Genomic DNA, 19,162 nt, shown 5'->3' with positions numbered 1-19,162 from the left:
CGTAAACGGGTGGTCTTGAAGAAATGCGACACGAACCGCGCGCGGACAGCCGGGGCATCCTCGACCCCGGCCGGCTGCGGCGCGAGGTCCGCTTCCGGCGGTGGCTGCCCGCCGTCGCGCTGCGGCCGTACGTCGAGCACTACTGGCTGATCGACTGGGAGCTGGCCGAGCCCTTCGAGCAGCGGGTGTTGCCGCACCCGGCCGTCAACCTGGTGTTCCAGCGAGTCGGCGCCGGCCCGCAAACCGCCGAGGTGGCCGGGGTCGGGCGGGAGCTGTTCCGGGTCACCCTGGCCGGCACCGGCCGGGTCAGCGGGGTGCAGTTCCGCCCGGGCGCGTTCCGGCCGTTCTGGCGGCGGCCCGTCGCCGAGCTGACCGGCCGGCGCCGCCCGGTGCCCGCCGGCCTCGTCGCGGGCCGGCAGGCCTGCGCGGGTACGGACGACGAGCGCCGCGCCACCCTGGACGCGCTGCTGCTCGCCTGGGACCCGCGGCCCGACCCGGCCGCGACGGAGGCGACGGCGCTGGCCGAGGAGATCCGCGTCGACCGGGGGCTGCTGCGGGTCGCCGACCTGGCCCGCCGGCACGATCTTTCGGTACGCCGGCTGCAACGCCTCTTCCTCGACCACGTGGGCGTCGGGCCGAAGTGGGTGATCCGGCGGTACCGGGTGCAGGAGGCGATCGAGCAGGCCGCCGGCGGGCCGGTCGACTGGGCGCGGCTCGCCGCCGACCTGGGTTACGCCGACCAGGCCCACCTGGTCCGCGAGTTCACCGCAGCGACCGGGGTCTCCCCGGCCGCGTACGCGCGCTCGGTCAGCGGTCGAACTGGTTGACGAAGGCCCGCCAGGCCGCCGGCCGGAAGGCCAGCACCGGCCCGCCGCGGTCCTTCGAGTCGCGTACGGCCACCACGCCCGGCAGGTTGCCGGCCACCTCGACGCAGTTGCCGCCCGTACCGTTGCTCCGGCTGCTGGTGCGCCACCGGGCATCCGTCAGGTCCACGCCGCCCGCGCTCACGCCGGTCAGGTCCACGTCTCCGCCTCCGTCATCCGCGTGATCAGCTCGATCGACTGCTGGTGGGGCAGCGCCTCACCACGGATCGACTCCCAGACGGCGACGATCCGGCGCAGATCCTCGGGGCGGTCCGTCACCTTCCCGCCGAGCTGATCCTCGACATAGACGATATCCTCCCCGACCGGGGGCGTGGCGATCACGAACGGGCCTTCGAGCCCGGCGTAGGCGCCCACGGCGAGCGGCACCACGTGGATGCGCACCCGGGGCAGCGACTCCCCGACCTTGGCCAGGTGCCGCGCCTGCTCCCGCATGGTCTCCGGGCTGCCGACCGTGCGGCGCAGCACCGACTCGTCGAGCACCACGGTCAGTGTCGGCGCGTGCTCCCGGGTCAGCATCTCCTGCCGCTCCAGCCGGGCGGCCACCTGCCGCTCGACCTCCTCGGCCGAGAGCAGTCCGCTTCCAGAAAGGACCGCGCGGGCGTACGCCTCGGTCTGGAGCAGGCCCGGGACGTAGAGCGGCTCGTACCCGCGCAGCGCGACCGCCTCCTCCTCGATCCCGGCGTACTCGCGGAAGTACGGCACCACCGACTCGCGGCTGATCCGGCGCTGGATGCGGGCGAGGCGGCCCTCCGTGCCGAGCACGGTGTCGCAGCGGCGGGCGAAGTCGGCGCTCGGCCGGCGGTCCCCCTGCTCGATCTTGGCGACCAGCGCCGCCGAGTAGCTGACCGCCTCGGCCAGGGCCGCCTGGGACAGCCCGGCGACCGCCCGGGCCAGCCGCAACTCCTCGGCGAAGTGTTCGAGCATGGGCGACAGTTCCACGGACAGCCTCCGTACCGGTCGGACGTGCGGGGATGGCGGCCTCGGCGCGTCGGCCGTGCACGCGGTGGCCACGCCCACGGTAACCGTCCAATCAGCACGGTGTGAACCAGCGGGCCCGCGTGTCAGAAGAGGCTTTTACCTGCTTACCGGCGGCGGACGGCGACGACCGCGACATCGTCGTGGATCTCCGTCGGGGCCAGCTCGACCACCAGCCGCTGGCAGTACGCGTCCAGGTCGTCGTCCACCCGCCGCGCGCAGCGGGCCAGCGCGGCCAGCCCGTCGTCGATGGTCGCGTCGCGGCGCTCGATCAACCCGTCGGTGTAGAACACCAGCGTCGCCCCCGCCGGCAGGACGAACTCCAGGTCGGCGGGGCGCTCCGCCCGGACGCCGAGCAGCGGGGCGGTGTGCTGGACGTACTCCACCTCGCCGTCCCGGGTCAGCAGCGGCGGCAGGTGCCCGGCGCTGGCCAGTCGGATCCGGCCGGTGCCGGGGTGCAGCAGCAGCACGCAGACCGTCGCCAGCTCGCCCGGGAGCAGGGCCCGCATCAGCTCGTCGACCCGATTCAGGATCGCCCCGGGCTGGTGCCCCTCGATCGCGTACGCCCGCACGGCGTGCCGCAGCTCGGCCATCACCGTCGCGGCGTGCAGCGAATGGCCGGCCACGTCGCCGATCGCCACCAGCAGCTCGTCGCCGAGCATCACCAGCTCGTAGAAGTCCCCGCCGACCTCGGTCTGGGCGCTCGCCGGCTCGTACCGGACGGCAAGGTCCAGCCCGGCCACCTGCGGCAGCCGGCGGGGCAGCAGGCTGCGTTGCAGGGTCACCGCGATCCGGTGCTCCTCGTGCAGCGACCGTTGCGCCTCCACCGCCGCGGCCACGGCCTGGGCGAGCTGGCGCACCACCGGCGCCTCCTCGACCAGCGCCCGGGGCGGCACCGCCACGTAGATCGGGGGACGGTCGGCGCGCGGCCGGGCGACGCCGACCGCCAGCTCCTTCTCCCCCTCCCAGTCGTGCATCGGCCACTCGGCCGGGTCCACCCCCTCGCGCAGGGTCGACCCGATCGGCACGTCGTCCTCCTCCAACGGCCAGGGACGCAGCACCGGGACCGCACCCGGGCCGCTGGTCGTCGCGGCCAGGGACATGCCGTCGATCGTCTCGGCCAACACCACGGCCGGCGTGCCGAACATGTCGGCGGCGCCGGTCGCCGCGGCGGTCATCAGCTGCGGGAAGCTCGGCGCCGAGTTGACCGCCAGGGTGGTCCGGGCAAGTTTGGTGAGCCGGTCGGCGAGCAGCTCGGCCCGCTGCCGAGCCTGGTAGTAGCGCAGCACCGCCCCGACGGTGGCGATTAGTTCCTCCGGCTCGATCGGCTCGGCCAGGTACGCGTCCGCGCCCCGGGTCAGCCCCTGGGTGCGGTCCGCCGCGTCGACGGCGTGCGCGGAGACGTGGATCACCGGGGTCGCGGGGTGGTCCGTCTTGATCCGCTCGCAGACCTCGTACCCGCTCAGGTCGGGCAGCCGTACGTCGAGCACGACCAGGTCGATCGGGTCCACCCCGATCCGGGCCAGCGCCTCGCCGCCGGTCTCCGCCTCCAGCGTCGCGAACCCCGCCCGGCCGAGCCAGCTCACCAGCAGGTACCGCTTGGCGCTGCTGTCGTCGACCACCAGCACGGTCGCCGCGCGGCCCTCCACCGTCACGCTCCGCCTGTCGGCAGGATCGCCCTGAAGGTGCTGCCCCGGCCCGGCTCGCTGTCCAGCTCAAGGGTGCCGCCGAGCAGGCGTACCACCCGCCGGGCGTACGGCAGGCCCAGGCCCGTGCCACCGGGTCGGCTGCTCCCCGGCACCTGGTAGAACTCCTCGAAGATCCGCTCGTGCTGCTCCGGGTCGATGCCGATACCGGTGTCGGAGACCGACAGTCGCCACCACCCCTCGCGGACCTCCGCCCGCAGCCGGACCTCCCCGCGCTCGGTGAACTTCAGCCCGTTGTGCAGCAGGTTGCGCAGCACCTGGGCGAGCAGCACCTCGTCGGAACGGAGCGTCCCCGGCGCCGGCGGCTCCTCGACGACCAGTTCCACGCCCGGCTTGGCCAGCGCCCGCAACGTGCCGCGGAGCTGGCCGAACACGGCCCGCAGGTCCACCTCGGCCCAGTCTGGCTCAAGCCGCCCGGACTCGGCCTTGGTCAGGTCGAGCAGCTCGTTGACCAGGCTGAGCAGGTCGGTGGCCGAGGATCGGACGAGCCCGACCTGGCGGGTCTGCTCGGCCGTGAGCGGATCGGACGCGGAGTCGGCCAGCAGCCGGGTCAGCCCGATGATCGCGGTCACCGGGGCGCGCAGCTCGTGGCTGACGTTGGCCAGGAACCGGCTCTTCGCCTCGCTGGCCGACCGGAGCTGGGCGGACTTCTCGTCCAGCTCCGCGTAGAGGGCCACCACGCCCCGGTTGGTCTCCTCCAGCTCCTCGGTGAGCTGGTTGTAGAGGGCCAGCACGCCCCGGTTGGTCTCCTGGAGTTCCTCGTTGAGCACGGCCAACTCGTCCCGCTGGCTGCGCACCTCGTCGAGGGCGGCGACGAGCTGCTGGTTCTGGAGGGCCAGCTCGTCCAGGGCGCTGCCCGGGGCGGTCCTGCCGAGCTGGGCACGCAGCTCGGCGAGTCGCTCCGGGGTCAGCGCCGACGCGCTGGGCGGGACACGGCGGGACATCCTCACGACCGTATCGCCCCTCCGGTCCACGACGCCCAGCATGTCCACCAGTCGCGCCACCGCGCCCGACCGCGGCTCGTACCGGCCGTCGGGCAACGGGCGCAGCGGGGCCAGGTCCACCCGCAGGCTGGGCGGCCCGGGCTGGTGGAGGACGGCAACGAAGGTCACGTCCGCCCCGCCGGCGACGCCCAGCAGGTCCCGGGCCACCTCGCTGAGGGCGGTGGCCAGCCGGACCTGGTCCTGGTGCTCCAGCCCGACCGCTGCGGCGACCTCCCGGCCCCGCTGCCGGACGAGGAAGATGTCGTGCTCGATCCGCAGCGTCATGCGCAGCAGCAGCGGGTCGACGGGGACGGGCGTGGTCATGACGGCGCTCGGGCGACCAGGACGCAGGCGTCGTCGCGGCGCAGCCCGGCGTCGCGCAACAGGGTCGCGGCCACCACCAGCGCGCCGCGCCCCGCCAACCCCGGGTAGTCGTCGAGCTGCCAGCGGTCCGACACCCCGTCACTGTGCATCACGAGGGACGCGCCAGGCGGGAACGGGTAGTCGTACGCGCGCACGGTCGGGCGCTGGTGGCCGGCGATCCCGGGCAGGGAGACCAGGCGGCGCCGCCGCTCGCCAACGGCGACGACGGAGGCGGCGATGTTGCCGAGGCCGGCGTACCGGAGCAGCCCGGCGTACACGTCCAGTTCGGCTACCGCGAGCGCGGCGCCCCGGGTGTGCGACATCGAGCGGTGCAGGTGGCGCACCACCTCGTCCGGCGGCGCGGCCGGGGCGGCCCGGAAGGCGGCCTGCGCCGCCTCCGTGGCGAGCGCGGCGAGCGGGCCGTGGCCCAGGCCGTCGCAGACCAGCACCTGGTGCCGTCCCTCGGCCACCCGGACGGCGTACCCGTCGCCGCTGACCGACTCGCCGGTGAGCGGCCGGCTCAGCCCCTCGGCCCAGGACGACGCCGGGTGAGCGCCCCTCGGCCAGACCCGCACGGCGAGGACGGTTCCCCGGCCCGGCGTCGAGTAGCCGTCGAACCAGTCGGTCTGCCGCATGATCGAGCCGAGCCCGATGCCGAGCGTGCCGGCGGTGGAGTGCCCGTCCCGGGAGGAGAGGGTGAGGTCGGCCATGCCCGGCCCGGAGTCGATCGTCACCAGCTCCACGCCGGCCCGGCCGGCCCGGCGCACCGGGCGCAGCAACAGCGTCCCGTCCTCGGCGTACTTGACCAGGTTGCTGGTCAGCTCGGCCGCGACGATGGCCAGGTCGGCGATGCGGGGATCACCGATGTCGAGCTGCCGGCCCAGCCGCTCGGCGGCCCGTCGTACGGCGCTCGCCGCGCTGCCGCTCTCGACCCGGAACCAGAGCCCGTGGTCGGACACGGGGTCGGCGGTCATCGCGACCACTTGGTGACGGTGACCCGGGTGCCCCGGCCCGGCTCGGTGTCGATCTCGAACTCGTCGACCAGCCGACGGGCGCCGCTGAGCCCGAGTCCCAGCCCGCCGCCGGTGGTGTAGCCGTCGGTGAGGGCAAGGTCGAGGTCGGCGATGCCGGGGCCGGCGTCGGCGAAGACGATGCGCACCCCGCGCCGCAGCCCGTTGTCCACGGTCGTCACCTCGGCGGTGCCGCCCCCGCCGTAGACCAGGGTGTTGCGGGCCAGCTCGCTGGCGGCGGTGACCAGCTTGGTCTGGTCGACCAGGGAGAGCCGGGCCGCCACCGCCACCGTCCGCACCAGCTGACGGACCCGCACCACGTCCTCGTCACTCTGGATCGCCTGCGCCTGCGGGTGGCCCAGGTCGACTCCGGCGGTCATCTCGTGGCCGTCGTCTCGTCGTCCGGTTCGTCCGCCTCGTCGTCGTGGCCGTACTCGTCGGCCCGCGCCGCCGCGAGCAGCTCCATGCCCCGCTCGACGTTCAGGGCCGTACGGATGCCGTTCAGCGACAGGCCGAGCTCGACCAGCGTGATGGCGACGGCGGGACGCATCCCGACCACGACCGTCTCGGCGTCCAGGACCCTGGAGATCGACGCGATGGTGGACAGCATCCGGCCGACGAACGAGTCGACGATGTCCAGCGCGGTGATGTCGATGATCACGCCGTCGCAGCCGGTGGCGACGATCCGCTCGGCCAGGTCCTCCTGGAGCTGGAGGGCCGTCTGGTCGGACATGTCGACCTGGATCGAGACGAGCAGGATGTCACCGATCTTCAGGACCGGCACGCGCTCCATCAGGACTCCCGCCGCGGCTGGCGGCGGGCGGCGGCGCGGGTGGTCTCCACGCCGTTCAGCCGCAACACGTGCCGCAGCGCGTCGGCGAGGCTGGCCTTGGTCGCGATGTCCCCGAACTCGATGCCGAGCGCCACGATGGTCTGGGCGATCTGCGGCCGGATGCCGGAGATGATGCAGTCGGCGCCCATCAGCCGGGCCGCCACCACCGTCTTCAGGATGTGCTGGGCCACCTGGGTGTCCACCGCCGGCACGCCGGTGATGTCGATGATCGCGTACGGCGAGCTGGTGTCGACCAGGGTCTGGAGCAGCCGCTCCATCACGACCTGGGCGCGGGCCGAGTCGAGCGTGCCGACCAGCGGGACGGCCACCACCCCCTCCCAGATCTTGACGACCGGGGTGGAGAGTTCGAGCAGCTGCTCGGCCTGGTCGGCGATCAGGCCCTCCCGGGCCCGCACGTAGCTCTCGAAGGTGAACAGGCCCATCTGGTCGATGAGCGAGGAGAAGGCCACGTAGTCGCGGAGGGTGTCACGGTTCGTCCCGACCTCCAGCAGCTCGCGGAGGACGTCCTTGAGGGCGTACACGCTGACGGCCGTCTCCGTGGCGCTGAACCCCTGCCGGGCCCGGCCCCGGGACAGCTCGGCCAGCACCGCGCGCAGCTCCCCGCCGGACTCCGCGTCCAGGTCGAACGCGCCGCTCTCGCCGGTGTCGACCATGCTCCGGTGCAGCTCCTGCACCTGGCGGCGCAGCTCCCCCTGGCTCAGCCGGCCGCGCAGGGACGCGGCGACGAGCTCCGTCCAGCGCTGCGTGATCCGCTCGGCGTGCTCGTTGAGCAGCCTGGTGAGCCGGCTACTTTCCTCCGTGCTCAACGCCACGGCAAACCTCCTCGGACCTGGATCGGCCGGACTCTACCACCGGGTAGCGGCCAACTACTTGTCATGCGGCAACGGCATGGCGTCGAGCACCGGTACCGCGCCCGTTCTGCGGCACACCCCCGTTGTGGGATACGGTTCCTCCGAATAACAGGAGGTCCGAATGTCCCTGACGGTGCACACGGAACAGCGCGGCGACGTGGTCGTCGTGTCGGTCGCGGGCGAGCTCGACATGGCGACGGCACCGCAGCTACAGGACCAGATCACGGATCTGCTCGACAAGGGTCGCAGCCGCCTCGTCTTCGACCTGTCGGACGTCTCGTTCTGCGACTCGACCGGGCTGTCCGTGTTCGTGCGGGCCAAGAACAGCTGCGACGAGGCCGGCGGCGTCGTCCGGCTGGCCGCCCCGCAGCGCGGCGTGCTGCGCATCCTCGAGGTCAGCGGGCTGGTCGAGGTGCTGCAGACGTACCCGACGGTCGAGCAGGCCGTCGCGGGCGACCCCACGCCGGCCTCCTCCTGACCCACGCTCAGCGCTCGTCCTCGACGAACCGGGGACGGGCGATCACCAGCCCCGCCGCCGTCTGCACGGCGAGGGCGGCGAGCAGGAACCCGATCGGCGCCGTCCAGCCGCCGGTGGCCTCGTAGAGGACGCCGACGAGCAGCGGGCCGAGCGCCGCGATCAGATACCCGGTGCTCTGCGCGAAGGCGGACAGCGCCACCGTCCCCTCCGCCGTCCGGGCCCGCAGCCCGATGGTGGTGAGGACCAGCGGGAACGCACCCTGACCGAGGGCGAGCAGGGCGACCCAGAGCAGCGCCGCGTCGTGCGGCGCGAGCGCCAGCCCGAGGTAGGACACCGTGGAGGCGGCGGTCAGCCCGAGCACGAGCGGGCTCAGCGTGCGCAGCCGGCCGGCGAGCGCCGGCATCAGCAGCGCCACCGGCACGCCGAGGGCCGTCACCCCGGCGAGGAGCAGCCCCGCCGTCTGCGGCTGGAAGCCGGCGTCCCGGAAGAGCTGCGCCAGCCAGCCCATGATCGCGTACCCGCTCAGCGACTGCGCGCCGAAGTAGACCGCCATCGCCCAGCCGAGCCGGGTCCGTCCCGGCCGGATCCGGGCCGGCGCGGCGGCGGCCTCCGTCCGGGCCCGGCTACGCCGCGCGGCGCGGGCCCGCAGCGCCAGCGGCACCCACGGCAGTACGGCCAGCGCGGCCAGCCCGGCCCAGACCCCGAGCCCGGCCCGCCACGAGCCGAACGCGTGCGCCACCGGCACCGCCGACGCGGCGGCCACCGCCGTCCCCAGGGTCAGGGCCATCGTGTACGCCCCGGTGACCAGCCCGGTGCGGTGCGGGAAGTACTGCTTGACCAGCATCGGCAGCAGGATGTTCGCCACCGCGATGCCGGCCAGCGCGAGCGCGCTGGTGATCAGGAAGACCGCCGCCGAGTCGGTGGCCACCCGCAGCGCCTGCCCGGCGGCCAGTGCCAGCATGGCGACCACCAGCACCCGGGCCGGGGCGAACCGGCGGACCAGCCACGGGGTGAGCGCGCCCAGGCCGGCGAACGCGATCGTCGGCAGGGTGGTGACGAACCCGGCCACCGTCCCCGACAGCGCCAGCCCGGTACGCACCTCGTCGAGCAGGGCGCCGAGGCTGGTGACGGCCGCGCGCAGGTTCAGCGCGACCAGCAGCATGCCGACGAGCACGAGCAGGCCACCCCGGACGGGCGCGGCTGCCGGCGTCGCCCCCGCCACCGGGGCGGGGGTGGCCTCGGGGCCGGGCCGGGGGTCACGTCGGCGGTGGGCACGGGACGGTCGGTGGCGGTGGCGGGGTCGACGAAGGCTGTCGGTGGCGGGGTCATGACCTCGAACCTACAATCATGGGATGAATTTTGGTCAGGAGATGTAACCAGTGACACCGTCCGTGGATTCCGTGGGTTCCGCCCCCGTGCCGCCCCGCGGCCACCGGGTCCGGCAGACCATCGAGCAGCTCCGGGCCCGCATCCTCGGCGGCGAGTGGCCGGTCGGCGGGCGCATCCCGACCGAGCCGCAGCTCGTCGCCGCGCTCGGCGTCGGGCGCAACACCGTCCGGGAGGCGGTGCGCGCCCTGGTGCACGCCGGGGTGCTGGAGTGCCGTCAGGGCTCCGGGACGTACGTGGTGTCGACCGACGAGCTGGCCCCCGTGGTGGCCCGCCGGCTCATCGACGACCGGATGGCCGAGGTGATCGAGGTCCGCCGGGCGTTCGAGGTGGAGGCGGCCCGGCTGGCGGCGCTGCGGCGTACGCCCGAGGACCTGGCGGCGCTCGACGCCGCGCTCGATGCCCGGGAGGCCGCCTGGCGCGCCGGCCGGGTCGACGAGTTCGTCGAGGTCGACGCGGCGCTGCACACGGCCGTGGTGGCCGCCGCGCACAACGGCATGCTCGCCGAGCTGTACGCCTCGGTCGGCGCGGCGCTGCGCAGCACGGTCGCGCACGCGATGGGCGACGCGCTGGAACCCGAGCGGTACGTCGACCACGACCGGCTGATCGCCGCGATCCGCGCCGGCGACCCGGCCGGGGCGGCCCGGGAGGCCGGTGCTTTCCTGGAGCCGGCCTCCCGGGCATAGGTTGCTCGGGACGGTAAACCGGACAGCACGGGAGTACGGATGCTCAAGGGCTTCAAGGACTTCATCATGCGCGGGAACGTCGTCGACCTCGCGGTCGGCGTCGTCATCGGCGCCGCGTTCACGGGGGTGGTCACGGCGTTCACAAATTCGTTCCTGCAGCCAGTGATCAAGCTGGTTGGCGCCACCCCTGCGGGCCCCGGAGCACGCGTCAAGCTGAGCACGGGCAACTATCTCGAATGGGGGCAGTTCCTCAATGCGCTGGTGACCTTCCTGCTCACCGCCGCGGTGCTCTATTTCCTGGTGGTCTTCCCGATGAACAAGCTGGCCGAGCGGCGGCAGCGGGGCGAGGAGCCGCCGCCGAAGGCGCCGAGCGAGGAGGTCAAGCTGCTGACCGAGATCCGGGACGCCCTGGTCGCCGCCGGTCACGCCACCCCCGGCCAGCAGCGCGGCGCGCTGGACGACGTGCTCGGCCGCCGTGCGGAGCCGCCCGCCCCGCGCTGACGCGCCCCGGCACAGTGGCCCCTGTGGGATTCCCGCGGGGGCCGCTCCGCGTCGTACACCTGTTCGATAGAGTCCGGGCATGGAGCAGCGCAGGCACTGGTGGAACGGCAGGTGGGGGCGGCTGGCCCGGCGGGACGTCTTCCTCCGGGTGGACGCCGACCGGTGGCACGTCGAGCAGCGGGCCGGCGGCGCCGAGGGGGTCTCCCGCTTCTACGAGTACGACAGCGTGGAGGAGGCGGAGGAGACCGTGCGCGCGCTGCTCGCCGGAACGGACGGCTGGCGAGAGCTGTCCCCCCGTCCGCCGGGCGCATGGACCCCGACGCCGGATGGGCCCGCCTGACCGACCGGCGGCAAGCGGCTTCGGCTCGACGAGGTGACGCAGGCCTGGCCGGCGAGCGCTCAGGTGGGCGGCGGGGTCGGAAACGGCACGTGGATGAACAGCGCGGGCGGCCCGAACGCGGCGACGGTCAAGACTCCAACCGTTGGACCCGGCGGAAGTCTGGACGACGCGTTCGGCCGCACGGAGTCGCCGACCCGGCCGGCCCAGCCCCAGCCCCAGCCCGCGGACCGCCCTGCCGCTTAGAACAAGCACCAGGGGCGCACTGTCCACATGCGACCATACACCAGCACCACGCAACCGAAGGTACCGGCGCCACCACTTGCCGTGACGTCGATCGATCACTATTATCGGTTCTCGCCAAGACGGGGATGGCGCCCATTGGATCGTGCAATGGTGTGGCTCCCCACCAGCGCCGATCCATGGAGGTTAGGGAGCAACCCTCAGCACCCGATGCGATCCCGTCGCCTTGGAAAGCGAGCAGCGCAGGCAGCTACGCTCGGCCTGCTTGCCGCTGGCACCGCCGGTGTGATGGTAACGAGTCCCGCCTTCGCCGCCGGCACGTCAAGCCCGGTTTTCAACTGCTACACGCAGTGGTGGAACACGGCTTGGGCGCAGAAGTGTGACTCGCCCGGCGCAAAGTACGCCGGAACGTACGTGTCCGGTGTGGCATGCTCGGCGCAGGCGGACAAGAGCATGAGCATTGGTCGGGTCCAGGGCAGCACCGCCACCGTCAGCGGCACCGACTGCACGTTCGGCGCCAGTAACGGCTGGATCACCTACGTGTAGTAACTGCTGGTGATGCGTGAAGGAGTGTGGCTCGTCAGCCACACTCCTTCATTCGCGTGTCACCTGAAACGAGAGAGTCGTTTGCATGAGCGTAGTACTCGACGCACTTTCCCAGGGCTATGAAACGTCGACTGTCATCGACAACCTGAGCGCCGCACTGCAACCAGGGATCACTGCCCTCCTAGGCCCGAACGGGGCAGGTAAGACCACGTTGCTCCGCACACTCGCGACCGTCATGCCACCGCGGAACGGCCGGATATACATCGACGGCATCCAGGTCTCGGGGGAGAAGTCCGCTCGGTTCGTTCGCAACCGGATCGGCTATTTGCCACAAGAGTTCGGCTTCGACCCGAAGATGACAGTCACCGACTTCGTGACCTATGCGGCCTGGATGCGAGGGCTCCCAGCCAAGCGGTGGCGACGGTCGGTCGGCGAGGCGCTGGAGATGGTCGACCTCACCGACCGCAGGCGGTCGAAGATGGGCAGCCTCTCCGGCGGCATGCGCAGACGTGCCGGTATTGCCTGGGCGGTTGTCGGGCAGCCCCGGCTTGTGCTGCTGGACGAGCCAACGGTCGGGCTGGACCCGCGGCAGCGGCTGCAGTTCCGAAAAATCATTTCGGGGCTCGGCGAGACGGTCGTGGTGCTGAGCACGCACCTCATCGATGATGTCGGAGCGGTCTGCGACCGGGTGATCGTGATGCACGGTGGGGCCGCCCGCTTTGACGGTACAGTCGCGGAACTTGAATTGCTGGGCCGCGACGACCTCCCAGGGCACTCGAGACTAGAGCGGGCATACATGCACCTACTTCCCGAGGGGGAGCAGCAGTTGTGAGCGGGTTCTGGCTGCACGTGCGGAACTCCCCGATCCGCTGGGCCTTCCCCGTACTCGTCGTACTCGACCTGGCGGTGTTGTTCCTGCGTGATCGCCACTGGATCGGCGTCTGGCCGGAGACCGGCGCAGCCGGGCAGGTACCCGCGTACCTGTTGGGGGTGTTTGGAGCCGGCGCGGCCGCATGGTCGGCGAGCGCGCCCAGGCGGCAGAGGGTCGAGGAGCAACTGAGGGCAGCGCGCGTCCATCCGGCACGCGTTGAGGCCCACCGGCTCACCGCGGCCCTCGCCGTGCTGCTGGTTCCTTACCTGATCGGCCAAGTGGTGGCCTTCGCGGTGACCGCTCGCACCTTTCCGCCCGGCGTTCATCTCTGGCTGGGCTACGTTCTGCTCGGTTTGTTCGCAATCCTGTTGGCGGTCGCTCTCGGCTGGGCGTGCGGCCGGCTGCTCGGCCCCGTCTTCTCTGCTTTCGCGGCGGCGATGGGCTTCCTGTTTCTGACGGTGTTACTGGACCGGGTGGGATTCGTCGTGGTGTCTGGCCGGCCGGAGGTAGCGGTCGCTCCGGTGCCGTTGGCCCTCCGCCTGGGCCTCGTTGTGGCCCTGCTGCTGGTTACCCTATGGCTGGCCGGTTCGGAGGCGCTGCGGCAGCGTCGACGCAGAGCCGCCGCACTGCTCCCGGTAGCGCTGTCCCTCCTGGTGGTCATGGGCGCTACTGCCGTGGTCGCCGACCGGGAACCGCCGGGTGACCAGGTGCTCTGCCTTGACGGTTCGACGAGGCTGTGTATCTGGCCCGAGCACGAGAAGTATCTTCCGGAGTTGCGGGAGATCAACGCACGCATCGACGATCTCCCTGGCGCCTTCAAGCGTCCACCGCTAATCAGCGAAATCGGACTGGTGAAGAGCAGTTACATCGGACCCGACGGAACGAAACACCTCGACTACGAGGCCGAATCGCCGGTCTTTCACATCTTGGAAGGAAGCCGGTGGTCTTACGCCGGTGACATCGGCAAGGCGATTACCAGCGCGACTTTTGCCTTCCAGGACCTCCGGACGTGCGACTGGATGGAGATCACCGAGCCGGACCAGAGCCAACTTGCAGCCATCGACAAGTGGCTGGAGGCCTATCTGGCTGGCGGAGGGAGCCCCGACTACCACACGAACGCCCCAGAGGCATTGCAGCAGGCGTGGACGAAGGGACGGGCCGTCGCCGCAGATCTCTCTCGCACCGATCAGTTCCGCTGGGCTGAAGAAGAGGTGAATGATCTCCGTGGGCGTTACTGTCGGCCCGGACACTGATGTGCCCGTGGCAACGAGCGGGCTCCGGCTCTTTCTCGCTGTCAGACCGGCTCGGTCAGTCCTGGCCGTCACGGTCCTGCTGGGCGTTCTTGCCGCTGCGTTCGGCTTGGTGCAGACACCGATCCCCACAGCCGTCGAAGAGAGCAAGGCGACAATTCCTCTGTGGCGCATGATCGCCATGGGCGCCGCCGTGCTACCTGTCCTCGCGTTGACCAGCCCGCTCGCCGACCTGGAAGTGGTCGCAACCCAGCGCCTGATGTCGATGCAGCGTCGCTATCTGGCCGGCCTGAGTCTCGGCTGCGCAGCGATCTACCTGGCCATTTGCGCGATCGTGCTGCACCCAGCGGTGCTCGCAATCACTGCTCGTTCCTGGGTCGCCTGGTTCGGGCTTGCTCTGATCGCAGGAGCAATCCTCGGATGGCGACTGGCCTGGACCCTGCCTACGGCAACCGCCGTCGTGTTGTGGTATTGGGGATACGGTGGACACCAGCAGTACCGCTGGTGGGAGTTCAGCGCACGCCCCCACGATGACCTGCCCAGCCTCTTCCTCAGCGCCTCACTTCTCGCGGCGGGCATCGCAGCCTATGCGGCGACCCCGTGGCGCCGTCGCCGCTGGACCTGACGCCTACGGCGAGGCCCGAGCTTCTTTGCCCCGAGCGCCGCCACGCACCACCACCCCCCGATACTCCACCCATAGCGCCACCCGGCAGGCAAAACTCGTCAATGGGCCGGCACTTCCACGGGCTGACGTACGGGCTGAGGCGTTTAGCTTCCACGGGCTGACGTACGGGCTGAGGCGTTTAGCCGGGCGGCGCGTCGGGAACCGCGCCTGGATGAAGCAGCGCGGCATCGATCAGCAGGCGGGCATCTCCCGCGTCACCACGGGAATGCCGGTGGTCGACGTGACCGGCGCCGAGATCGGCACGGTCGACCTCGTCCAGCGGGGCGACCCGAACGCGGTGACCGTGCAGGCGCCGACCGTCGACCCGGGCGGCAGCCTGGACGAGTTGATCGGGGCGACGGCCGTCGAGGAGCCGGACGTCCCGGCCGACCTGGCGGCCCGCCTGCTGCGTACGGGCTACCTGAAGGTCTCCACCGACCTCGCCCCGACGGGCGCCGTGTACGTGCTCGCGGACCAGATCACCGCCGTCACCGACGGCCGGGTACGCCTCGACGTCCCCGCCGCGAGCCTGCCCCGCGAGGAGTGAGCCACCACGACGCCGAGGCCCCGGCGGTCGGCGCGGCGTTGATCGACTCCAGATCGCCGTCATCGCGGTGTCCGGGCGGTCCGGACACCGCCATGTCGCCGACATGGCGCGCCGGGTTCGCGCGGCGGCGGAAGAGCAGCAGCACGACCCAGCCGGCGACCAGTCCCCAGAACGCGCCACCGACGCCGAACAGGCTCACCCCGGAGGCGGTGACCACGAAGGTCACCACGGCGGCCTCCCGGGCGTCCGGGTCGGCGACCGCCGAGGCCACCGTCCCGGCCAGCGCGGCGAGCAGCGCGAGCCCGGCCACCGCCTCGATGAGCACGGGCGGGGACAGCAGCACCAGCGTCGTGGCGACGCCGGCCGTGAGGCCCAGCAGGGCCAGGCCGATGCCGGCGGTGACCGAGGCGACCCAGCGGCGCTCCGGGTCGGGGTGGGCGTCCGGGCCGGCCGCCAGCGCGGCGGTGATCGCGGCGAGGTTGACCGCGTGCCCGCCGACCGGGGCGCCGAGGGCGCTGGCCAGCCCGGTGACCCGCAGCGCCGAGCCGAGCGGCGGACGGTAGCCGTACCCGGCGAGCACCGCCATGCCGGGGACGTTCTGCGCGGCCATGGTGACCAGGAACAGCGGCAGCGCCAGCCCCACGACGGCCGGCACGGTCCACTCGGGCACGGTGAGGGCAACCACCGGCCGCAGGCCGTGCGCGCCGATCCCGCCGGACGCGGTCAGCGCGATGGCGACCGCCGCCACGACGAGCGCGGCGGGCACGGCCCAGCGCCGCGCGAACCGGTGCAGCACCAGCCAGGTGACGACCACGGGCGCGGCCAGCCGCGGCACCTCGACCAGCGCCCGGACCGGGGCGGTGCACAGCGGCAGCAGCACGCCGGCCAGCATCGCGCTGGCGACCGGGCCGGGAATGGCGGCCACCGCCCGGGACAGCGGCGGGAACAGCCCGGCGGCGACGATCAGCGCCCCGCAGACGACGAACGCGCCGACGGCCGCCGGCCAGCCGCCGGGCACCGGGCCGGTGGCCACCAGCAGGGCGGCGCCGGGCGTGGACCAGGCGACGGCCATGGGCAGCCGGTGCCGCAGCCCCAGCCACGCGGCGCAGGCGCCGGACGCGACGCAGACCGTGAGCAGCCCCGAGGCGGCCTGCGCCTCGCTGGCGCCGACGGCCCGCAGCCCGGCCAGCACGACGGTGAACGAGCTGGCGAAGCCGACGAGCGCGGTCACCACCCCGGCGAGCACGGGTTGCAGCAGGCCGCGCACGTCTCCCCCTTCCGACCGTTCCGTTTACGGAACGGCAAGCGTGTAGCACCATAGCTGCGTGGAGCTGCCTGCACCAGCCCGGGGACGGGCCATCGACACCGGCGCCGGCCCGGTCGGCCGCCGCGTACGCGAACTGCGCGAGGAGCGGGGGATCTCCCTGTCCACCCTGGCCCGGCTGGCCGGGGTGGGGAAGGCGACGCTCTCCGGGCTGGAGAACGGCACCCGCAACCCGACCCTGGAGACCCTGTACGCGGTCACCGCCCAGCTCGGGGTGCCGCTGACCGCCGTGCTCGCCGGGCCGGCCACCAGCCCGACCGTGACCGGCGCGGCGGTGAGCGCGACCCTGTTGGAGGTGTTCACCGAGGCGGACGCGACGTACGAGCTGTACCGCATGCGGGTCGCCCCGGGGCCGGGGCAGCTCTCCCCCGCGCACCAGCCCGGGGTCACCGAGCACGTCACGGTCTTCGCCGGGGTGCTCCGCGCCGGGCCGGCGGACGCCCCGCTGACCGCCGGGGTGGGCGGCCACCTGCGCTGGACGTCCGACGTGCCGCACAGCTACGCGGCCGTCGGCGACGAGGAGGTGTCGGCGAGCCTCCTGCTGCGCTACCCGCGCCGGTGAGCCGCCGCCGGCTCAGCCCTGCCGCGCCGGGTGAACCGACCCTGTCTCAGCCCTGCCGGTCAGGGTGAGCCGACCCTGTCTCAGCCCCGCCGGTCAGGGTGAACCGACCCTGTCTCAGCCCTGCCGGTCAGGGTGAACCGACCCTGTCTCAGCCCTGCCGCGCCGGCAGCCGGTGCCGCACCGCCCACAGCGCCGCCTCCGTACGCGACGCCGACCCGGTCTTGCGCAGCAGGTTCGACACGTGCACGGTGACCGTCCGCACCGAGATGCCGAGCGCCCGGGCGGCCTGCTTGTTGGACATCCCCGCGACCAGGCAGCCGAGCACCTCGATCTCCCGGCCGGTCAGCTCGGCGTCGGGCGGGGGCGTGAGCGCCGGCCGGGGCACCGGGACGCGCGGGTGCTCCGGCGGCGGCTGGCGCAGCAGCGCGTCCGGCCCCTGTCCGGCGTGCGCGGCGAGCAGTTCGGTACGGGTTGCCTCCGGTGCGCTGCCAGACCCCGTCCACCAGGCGGCGCGAGGGGCGGCTTCCCGCGTACACCTGGGCCAGCACCTCGGCGACCTCGGCCGGGCCGAGCGGGCCCAGGTGCTGGCGGACGGCGCCGCGTACCCCGCAGAGGCGGGACAGGACGCGGGCCGCGAGGTCCGGCGCGACCGCGTCCACGGCGGGCCGGCTCGCCACCAGCAGCAGCGCCGGCAGGTCCCGCGCGGCGGCCAGCTCGCCGAGCAGGTTGAGGCTGGCCGGGTCCAGGGCGTGCAGGTGCTCCACGACCAGCACCGCGGGGCCGACCCCCACCAGCAGGCGGACCGTGCGCACGGCGAGCCGCAGCAGCGTGCCCGGCGCGTAGCGCTCGCGCGGCGCCGTGGGCTGCTGCGCCAGCCAGGCCAGGGCGTCGGGCGGCAGGTCCAGGCCGCTGGTGTCGCGCCCGCTGAGTACCGCGGCGAGCCAGTCGTACGGGGCGGGGCTGTGCAGCCGGGCAGCGCCGCTGAGCAGCACCGCCGGCCGCGGGCGGAACGCCTCCAGGGCCGCCGCGACCAGCAGGCTCTTGCCGATGCCCGCGGCGCCCGTGAGCACCGCGACGACCGGGCCGCGCCGGCCGTCGGCCGCCAGTGTGGCCCATGCCCGGTCGAGCTCCGCCAGCTCTCCGGCGCGCCCGACCATGGACACCGGCATCATTCTTGCCACCCTACGCACTAGTGCGTAGAGACGGCGGGAGGGTGATCTTGGCAAGCTTGACCCATGACGATGATCCTTCGCGCGGCCATCCTCAACGACGTCGGCCTCGTCCGCAGCAACAACGAGGACTCCGCCCTCGCCGGTGAACGCCTGGTCGCGGTGGCCGACGGCATGGGCGGCCTGCCCGCCGGGGAGCTGGCGAGCGAGATCGTCATCCGCATCCTGGACGAGCTGCACCCGCCGACCGCTCCGGAGGAGGCCGCCAACGCGCTGCGGGCGGTGGTGAGCACCGCCAACCAGCGCATCCGGGCCGCCATCTCCGCCGACCCGGCCCGCGAGGGCATGGGTACGACGCTCACCGCCGGCCTGCTCGCCGGGGACGTCCTCGTCCTCGCCCAGGTCGGCGACTCCCGCTGCTATCTGCTGCGCGACAACCAGCTCACCCAGCTGACCCGGGACGACACGTTCGTCCAGGCGCTCGTCGACCAGGGTGCGCTCTCCCCCGACCAGGCGCGGCACCACCCGCAGCGGTCGCTGGTGACCCGGGCCGTGCAGGGCGCCGACGCGCCGCCGGCGGTGGGCACGATCACCGTCCTGGCCGGCGACCGGCTGCTGCTCTGCAGCGACGGCCTCTCCGACTACGTGGAGGACGCGGCCATCGCCGCCACCCTGACCCTGTACGGCGACCGCCAGCAGTGCGGCGAGCAGCTGGTGAAGCTCGCCCACCAGGCCGGCGCGCCGGACAACGTGACCGTCGTCGTCTCCGACGTCACCGCGCTCTGACGCGCCCGACCCCCGCCACACGAAAACGCCCGCACCCCCGCCGCACGAAGGCGCCCGCGCCATCGCCACACCCGCTGCACGGGCTGGCGGTCACCGTCGGGATGGTGGTCGTCGTGGCGGCGGTGTTCAGCCTCCGGCTGCGCCGCCGCCGGCACCTGCGCCACCTGCCGCTCGGCTGACCGGTCGG

23 protein-coding genes and 1 pseudogene are annotated in these 19,162 nt (G+C 73.0%); 12 read left to right on the top strand and 12 right to left on the bottom strand.

The window, feature by feature from the left end; translation table 11 throughout:
• Window positions 1–23: 23 nt before the first annotated feature.
• Window positions 24–827 (top strand): helix-turn-helix domain-containing protein, encoded by an 804-nt coding sequence (locus tag JD77_RS13690; RefSeq protein WP_145774729.1) that lies wholly within the window; start codon window positions 24–26, stop codon window positions 825–827.
• Here JD77_RS13690 and JD77_RS13685 read toward each other — a convergent pair.
• From JD77_RS13685 to JD77_RS13650, 8 genes are all read right to left on the bottom strand, one after another.
• Window positions 808–993 (bottom strand): DUF397 domain-containing protein, encoded by a 186-nt coding sequence (locus JD77_RS13685; RefSeq protein ID WP_145777576.1) that lies wholly within the window; start codon window positions 991–993, stop codon window positions 808–810. The genes JD77_RS13690 and JD77_RS13685 overlap by 20 nt on opposite strands.
• Before the next feature lie 20 nt (window positions 994–1,013).
• Window positions 1,014–1,823 (bottom strand): helix-turn-helix domain-containing protein, encoded by an 810-nt coding sequence (locus JD77_RS13680; protein WP_145774728.1) that lies wholly within the window; start codon window positions 1,821–1,823, stop codon window positions 1,014–1,016.
• 143 nt (window positions 1,824–1,966) lie between these two features.
• Window positions 1,967–3,508, bottom strand: a complete 1,542-nt coding sequence (locus JD77_RS13675) for a SpoIIE family protein phosphatase (protein WP_145777575.1) — start codon at window positions 3,506–3,508, stop codon at window positions 1,967–1,969.
• A gap of 2 nt (window positions 3,509–3,510) precedes the next feature.
• The gene (locus JD77_RS13670) at window positions 3,511–4,872 is read right to left on the bottom strand and encodes a sensor histidine kinase (RefSeq protein WP_145774727.1); all 1,362 of its coding nucleotides are present in this window, start codon (window positions 4,870–4,872) and stop codon (window positions 3,511–3,513) included.
• Complete coding sequence (locus tag JD77_RS13665; RefSeq protein ID WP_145774726.1) at window positions 4,869–5,885, bottom strand: SpoIIE family protein phosphatase; 1,017 nt, start codon at window positions 5,883–5,885, stop codon at window positions 4,869–4,871. Before JD77_RS13665 ends, JD77_RS13670 begins: the two co-directional genes overlap by 4 nt.
• Window positions 5,882–6,301, bottom strand: coding sequence for an ATP-binding protein (locus tag JD77_RS13660; protein WP_145774725.1), 420 nt, complete (start codon window positions 6,299–6,301; stop codon window positions 5,882–5,884). Before JD77_RS13660 ends, JD77_RS13665 begins: the two co-directional genes overlap by 4 nt.
• Complete coding sequence (locus JD77_RS13655) at window positions 6,298–6,714, bottom strand: STAS domain-containing protein (RefSeq protein ID WP_145774724.1); 417 nt, start codon at window positions 6,712–6,714, stop codon at window positions 6,298–6,300. The genes JD77_RS13660 and JD77_RS13655 overlap by 4 nt, the downstream gene beginning before the upstream one ends.
• Entirely contained in the window at window positions 6,714–7,586 is an 873-nt protein-coding gene (locus JD77_RS13650) for an STAS domain-containing protein (RefSeq protein ID WP_145774723.1), read from the bottom strand. Before JD77_RS13650 ends, JD77_RS13655 begins: the two co-directional genes overlap by 1 nt.
• A gap of 160 nt (window positions 7,587–7,746) precedes the next feature.
• Here JD77_RS13650 and JD77_RS13645 point away from each other — a divergent pair, with 160 nt between their 5' ends.
• Window positions 7,747–8,103, top strand: coding sequence for an STAS domain-containing protein (locus JD77_RS13645; protein WP_145774722.1), 357 nt, complete (start codon window positions 7,747–7,749; stop codon window positions 8,101–8,103).
• A gap of 7 nt (window positions 8,104–8,110) precedes the next feature.
• On the opposite strand, the gene JD77_RS13640 is transcribed toward JD77_RS13645, so the two are convergent.
• Window positions 8,111–9,265, bottom strand: coding sequence for an MFS transporter (locus JD77_RS13640; RefSeq protein WP_211372805.1), 1,155 nt, complete (start codon window positions 9,263–9,265; stop codon window positions 8,111–8,113).
• A 217-nt stretch (window positions 9,266–9,482) separates the two neighbouring features.
• Here JD77_RS13640 and JD77_RS13635 point away from each other — a divergent pair, with 217 nt between their 5' ends.
• From JD77_RS13635 to JD77_RS13600, 8 genes are all read left to right on the top strand, one after another.
• Window positions 9,483–10,175, top strand: coding sequence for a FadR/GntR family transcriptional regulator (locus JD77_RS13635; protein ID WP_145774720.1), 693 nt, complete (start codon window positions 9,483–9,485; stop codon window positions 10,173–10,175).
• Between the two features lie 39 nt (window positions 10,176–10,214).
• A complete protein-coding gene (gene mscL, locus JD77_RS13630) occupies window positions 10,215–10,676 on the top strand; it encodes a large conductance mechanosensitive channel protein MscL (RefSeq protein WP_145774719.1) in 462 nt (153 codons plus the stop codon).
• Between the two features lie 79 nt (window positions 10,677–10,755).
• On the top strand, window positions 10,756–11,016 hold the full coding sequence (locus JD77_RS13625; RefSeq protein WP_145774718.1) for a hypothetical protein: 261 nt from the start codon (window positions 10,756–10,758) through the stop codon (window positions 11,014–11,016).
• Window positions 11,017–11,544: 528 nt separating this feature from the next.
• On the top strand, window positions 11,545–11,802 hold the full coding sequence (locus JD77_RS13620; RefSeq protein ID WP_145774717.1) for a hypothetical protein: 258 nt from the start codon (window positions 11,545–11,547) through the stop codon (window positions 11,800–11,802).
• An 85-nt stretch (window positions 11,803–11,887) separates the two neighbouring features.
• A complete protein-coding gene (locus JD77_RS13615; RefSeq protein WP_145774716.1) occupies window positions 11,888–12,634 on the top strand; it encodes an ATP-binding cassette domain-containing protein in 747 nt (248 codons plus the stop codon).
• Window positions 12,631–13,926, top strand: coding sequence for a hypothetical protein (locus tag JD77_RS13610; RefSeq protein ID WP_145774715.1), 1,296 nt, complete (start codon window positions 12,631–12,633; stop codon window positions 13,924–13,926). Before JD77_RS13615 ends, JD77_RS13610 begins: the two co-directional genes overlap by 4 nt.
• Window positions 13,889–14,548 (top strand): hypothetical protein, encoded by a 660-nt coding sequence (locus JD77_RS13605; RefSeq protein ID WP_145774714.1) that lies wholly within the window; start codon window positions 13,889–13,891, stop codon window positions 14,546–14,548. Before JD77_RS13610 ends, JD77_RS13605 begins: the two co-directional genes overlap by 38 nt.
• A 211-nt stretch (window positions 14,549–14,759) precedes the next feature.
• Window positions 14,760–15,134: a hypothetical protein gene (locus tag JD77_RS13600; RefSeq protein ID WP_387228442.1), complete on the top strand. Its 375-nt coding sequence runs from the start codon at window positions 14,760–14,762 to the stop codon at window positions 15,132–15,134.
• Here JD77_RS13600 and JD77_RS13595 read toward each other — a convergent pair.
• Complete coding sequence (locus JD77_RS13595) at window positions 15,076–16,401, bottom strand: benzoate/H(+) symporter BenE family transporter (protein ID WP_145774713.1); 1,326 nt, start codon at window positions 16,399–16,401, stop codon at window positions 15,076–15,078. The genes JD77_RS13600 and JD77_RS13595 overlap by 59 nt on opposite strands.
• Before the next feature lie 58 nt (window positions 16,402–16,459).
• Between JD77_RS13595 and JD77_RS13590 the strand changes: the two genes are divergently transcribed.
• The gene (locus tag JD77_RS13590) at window positions 16,460–17,020 is read left to right on the top strand and encodes a helix-turn-helix domain-containing protein (RefSeq protein ID WP_246140654.1); all 561 of its coding nucleotides are present in this window, start codon (window positions 16,460–16,462) and stop codon (window positions 17,018–17,020) included.
• Between the two features lie 148 nt (window positions 17,021–17,168).
• Here the strand turns inward: JD77_RS13590 and JD77_RS33600 are convergent, their stop codons facing one another.
• Complete coding sequence (locus tag JD77_RS33600; protein ID WP_246141280.1) at window positions 17,169–17,321, bottom strand: response regulator transcription factor; 153 nt, start codon at window positions 17,319–17,321, stop codon at window positions 17,169–17,171.
• Window positions 17,322–17,754: 433 nt separating this feature from the next.
• Window positions 17,755–18,177: pseudogene (locus JD77_RS33595) on the bottom strand (ATP-binding protein); the annotation flags it as partial.
• A 78-nt stretch (window positions 18,178–18,255) separates the two neighbouring features.
• On the opposite strand from JD77_RS33595, the gene JD77_RS13580 reads away from it, so the two are divergent.
• Window positions 18,256–18,975, top strand: a complete 720-nt coding sequence (locus tag JD77_RS13580) for a PP2C family protein-serine/threonine phosphatase (RefSeq protein WP_145774712.1) — start codon at window positions 18,256–18,258, stop codon at window positions 18,973–18,975.
• Window positions 18,976–19,162: the final 187 nt, after the last annotated feature.

This window comes from Micromonospora olivasterospora, from assembly GCF_007830265.1.
Lineage (GTDB): Bacteria > Actinomycetota > Actinomycetes > Mycobacteriales > Micromonosporaceae > Micromonospora > Micromonospora olivasterospora.
This window is presented reverse-complemented; position numbering and strand designations above follow the sequence as displayed.

Bases quoted from the DNA above. Each gene is read 5' to 3' on its own strand.
- JD77_RS13690 (WP_145774729.1), top strand. From the start codon at position 24: ATGCGACACGAACCGCGCGCGGACAGCCGGGGCATCCTCGACCCCGGC.
- JD77_RS13670 (WP_145774727.1), bottom strand. From the start codon at position 4,872: ATGACCACGCCCGTCCCCGTCGACCCGCTGCTGCTGCGCATGACGCTG.
- JD77_RS13665 (WP_145774726.1), bottom strand. From the start codon at position 5,885: ATGACCGCCGACCCCGTGTCCGACCACGGGCTCTGGTTCCGGGTCGAG.
- JD77_RS13660 (WP_145774725.1), bottom strand. From the start codon at position 6,301: ATGACCGCCGGAGTCGACCTGGGCCACCCGCAGGCGCAGGCGATCCAG.
- JD77_RS13655 (WP_145774724.1), bottom strand. From the start codon at position 6,714: ATGGAGCGCGTGCCGGTCCTGAAGATCGGTGACATCCTGCTCGTCTCG.
- JD77_RS13645 (WP_145774722.1), top strand. From the start codon at position 7,747: ATGTCCCTGACGGTGCACACGGAACAGCGCGGCGACGTGGTCGTCGTG.
- JD77_RS13640 (WP_211372805.1), bottom strand. From the start codon at position 9,265: ATGCTGCTGGTCGCGCTGAACCTGCGCGCGGCCGTCACCAGCCTCGGC.
- mscL (WP_145774719.1), top strand. From the start codon at position 10,215: ATGCTCAAGGGCTTCAAGGACTTCATCATGCGCGGGAACGTCGTCGAC.
- JD77_RS13625 (WP_145774718.1), top strand. From the start codon at position 10,756: ATGGAGCAGCGCAGGCACTGGTGGAACGGCAGGTGGGGGCGGCTGGCC.
- JD77_RS13620 (WP_145774717.1), top strand. From the start codon at position 11,545: ATGGTAACGAGTCCCGCCTTCGCCGCCGGCACGTCAAGCCCGGTTTTC.
- JD77_RS13615 (WP_145774716.1), top strand. From the start codon at position 11,888: ATGAGCGTAGTACTCGACGCACTTTCCCAGGGCTATGAAACGTCGACT.
- JD77_RS13605 (WP_145774714.1), top strand. From the start codon at position 13,889: ATGATCTCCGTGGGCGTTACTGTCGGCCCGGACACTGATGTGCCCGTG.
- JD77_RS13600 (WP_387228442.1), top strand. From the start codon at position 14,760: ATGAAGCAGCGCGGCATCGATCAGCAGGCGGGCATCTCCCGCGTCACC.
- JD77_RS33600 (WP_246141280.1), bottom strand. From the start codon at position 17,321: ATGTCCAACAAGCAGGCCGCCCGGGCGCTCGGCATCTCGGTGCGGACG.
- JD77_RS13580 (WP_145774712.1), top strand. From the start codon at position 18,256: ATGACGATGATCCTTCGCGCGGCCATCCTCAACGACGTCGGCCTCGTC.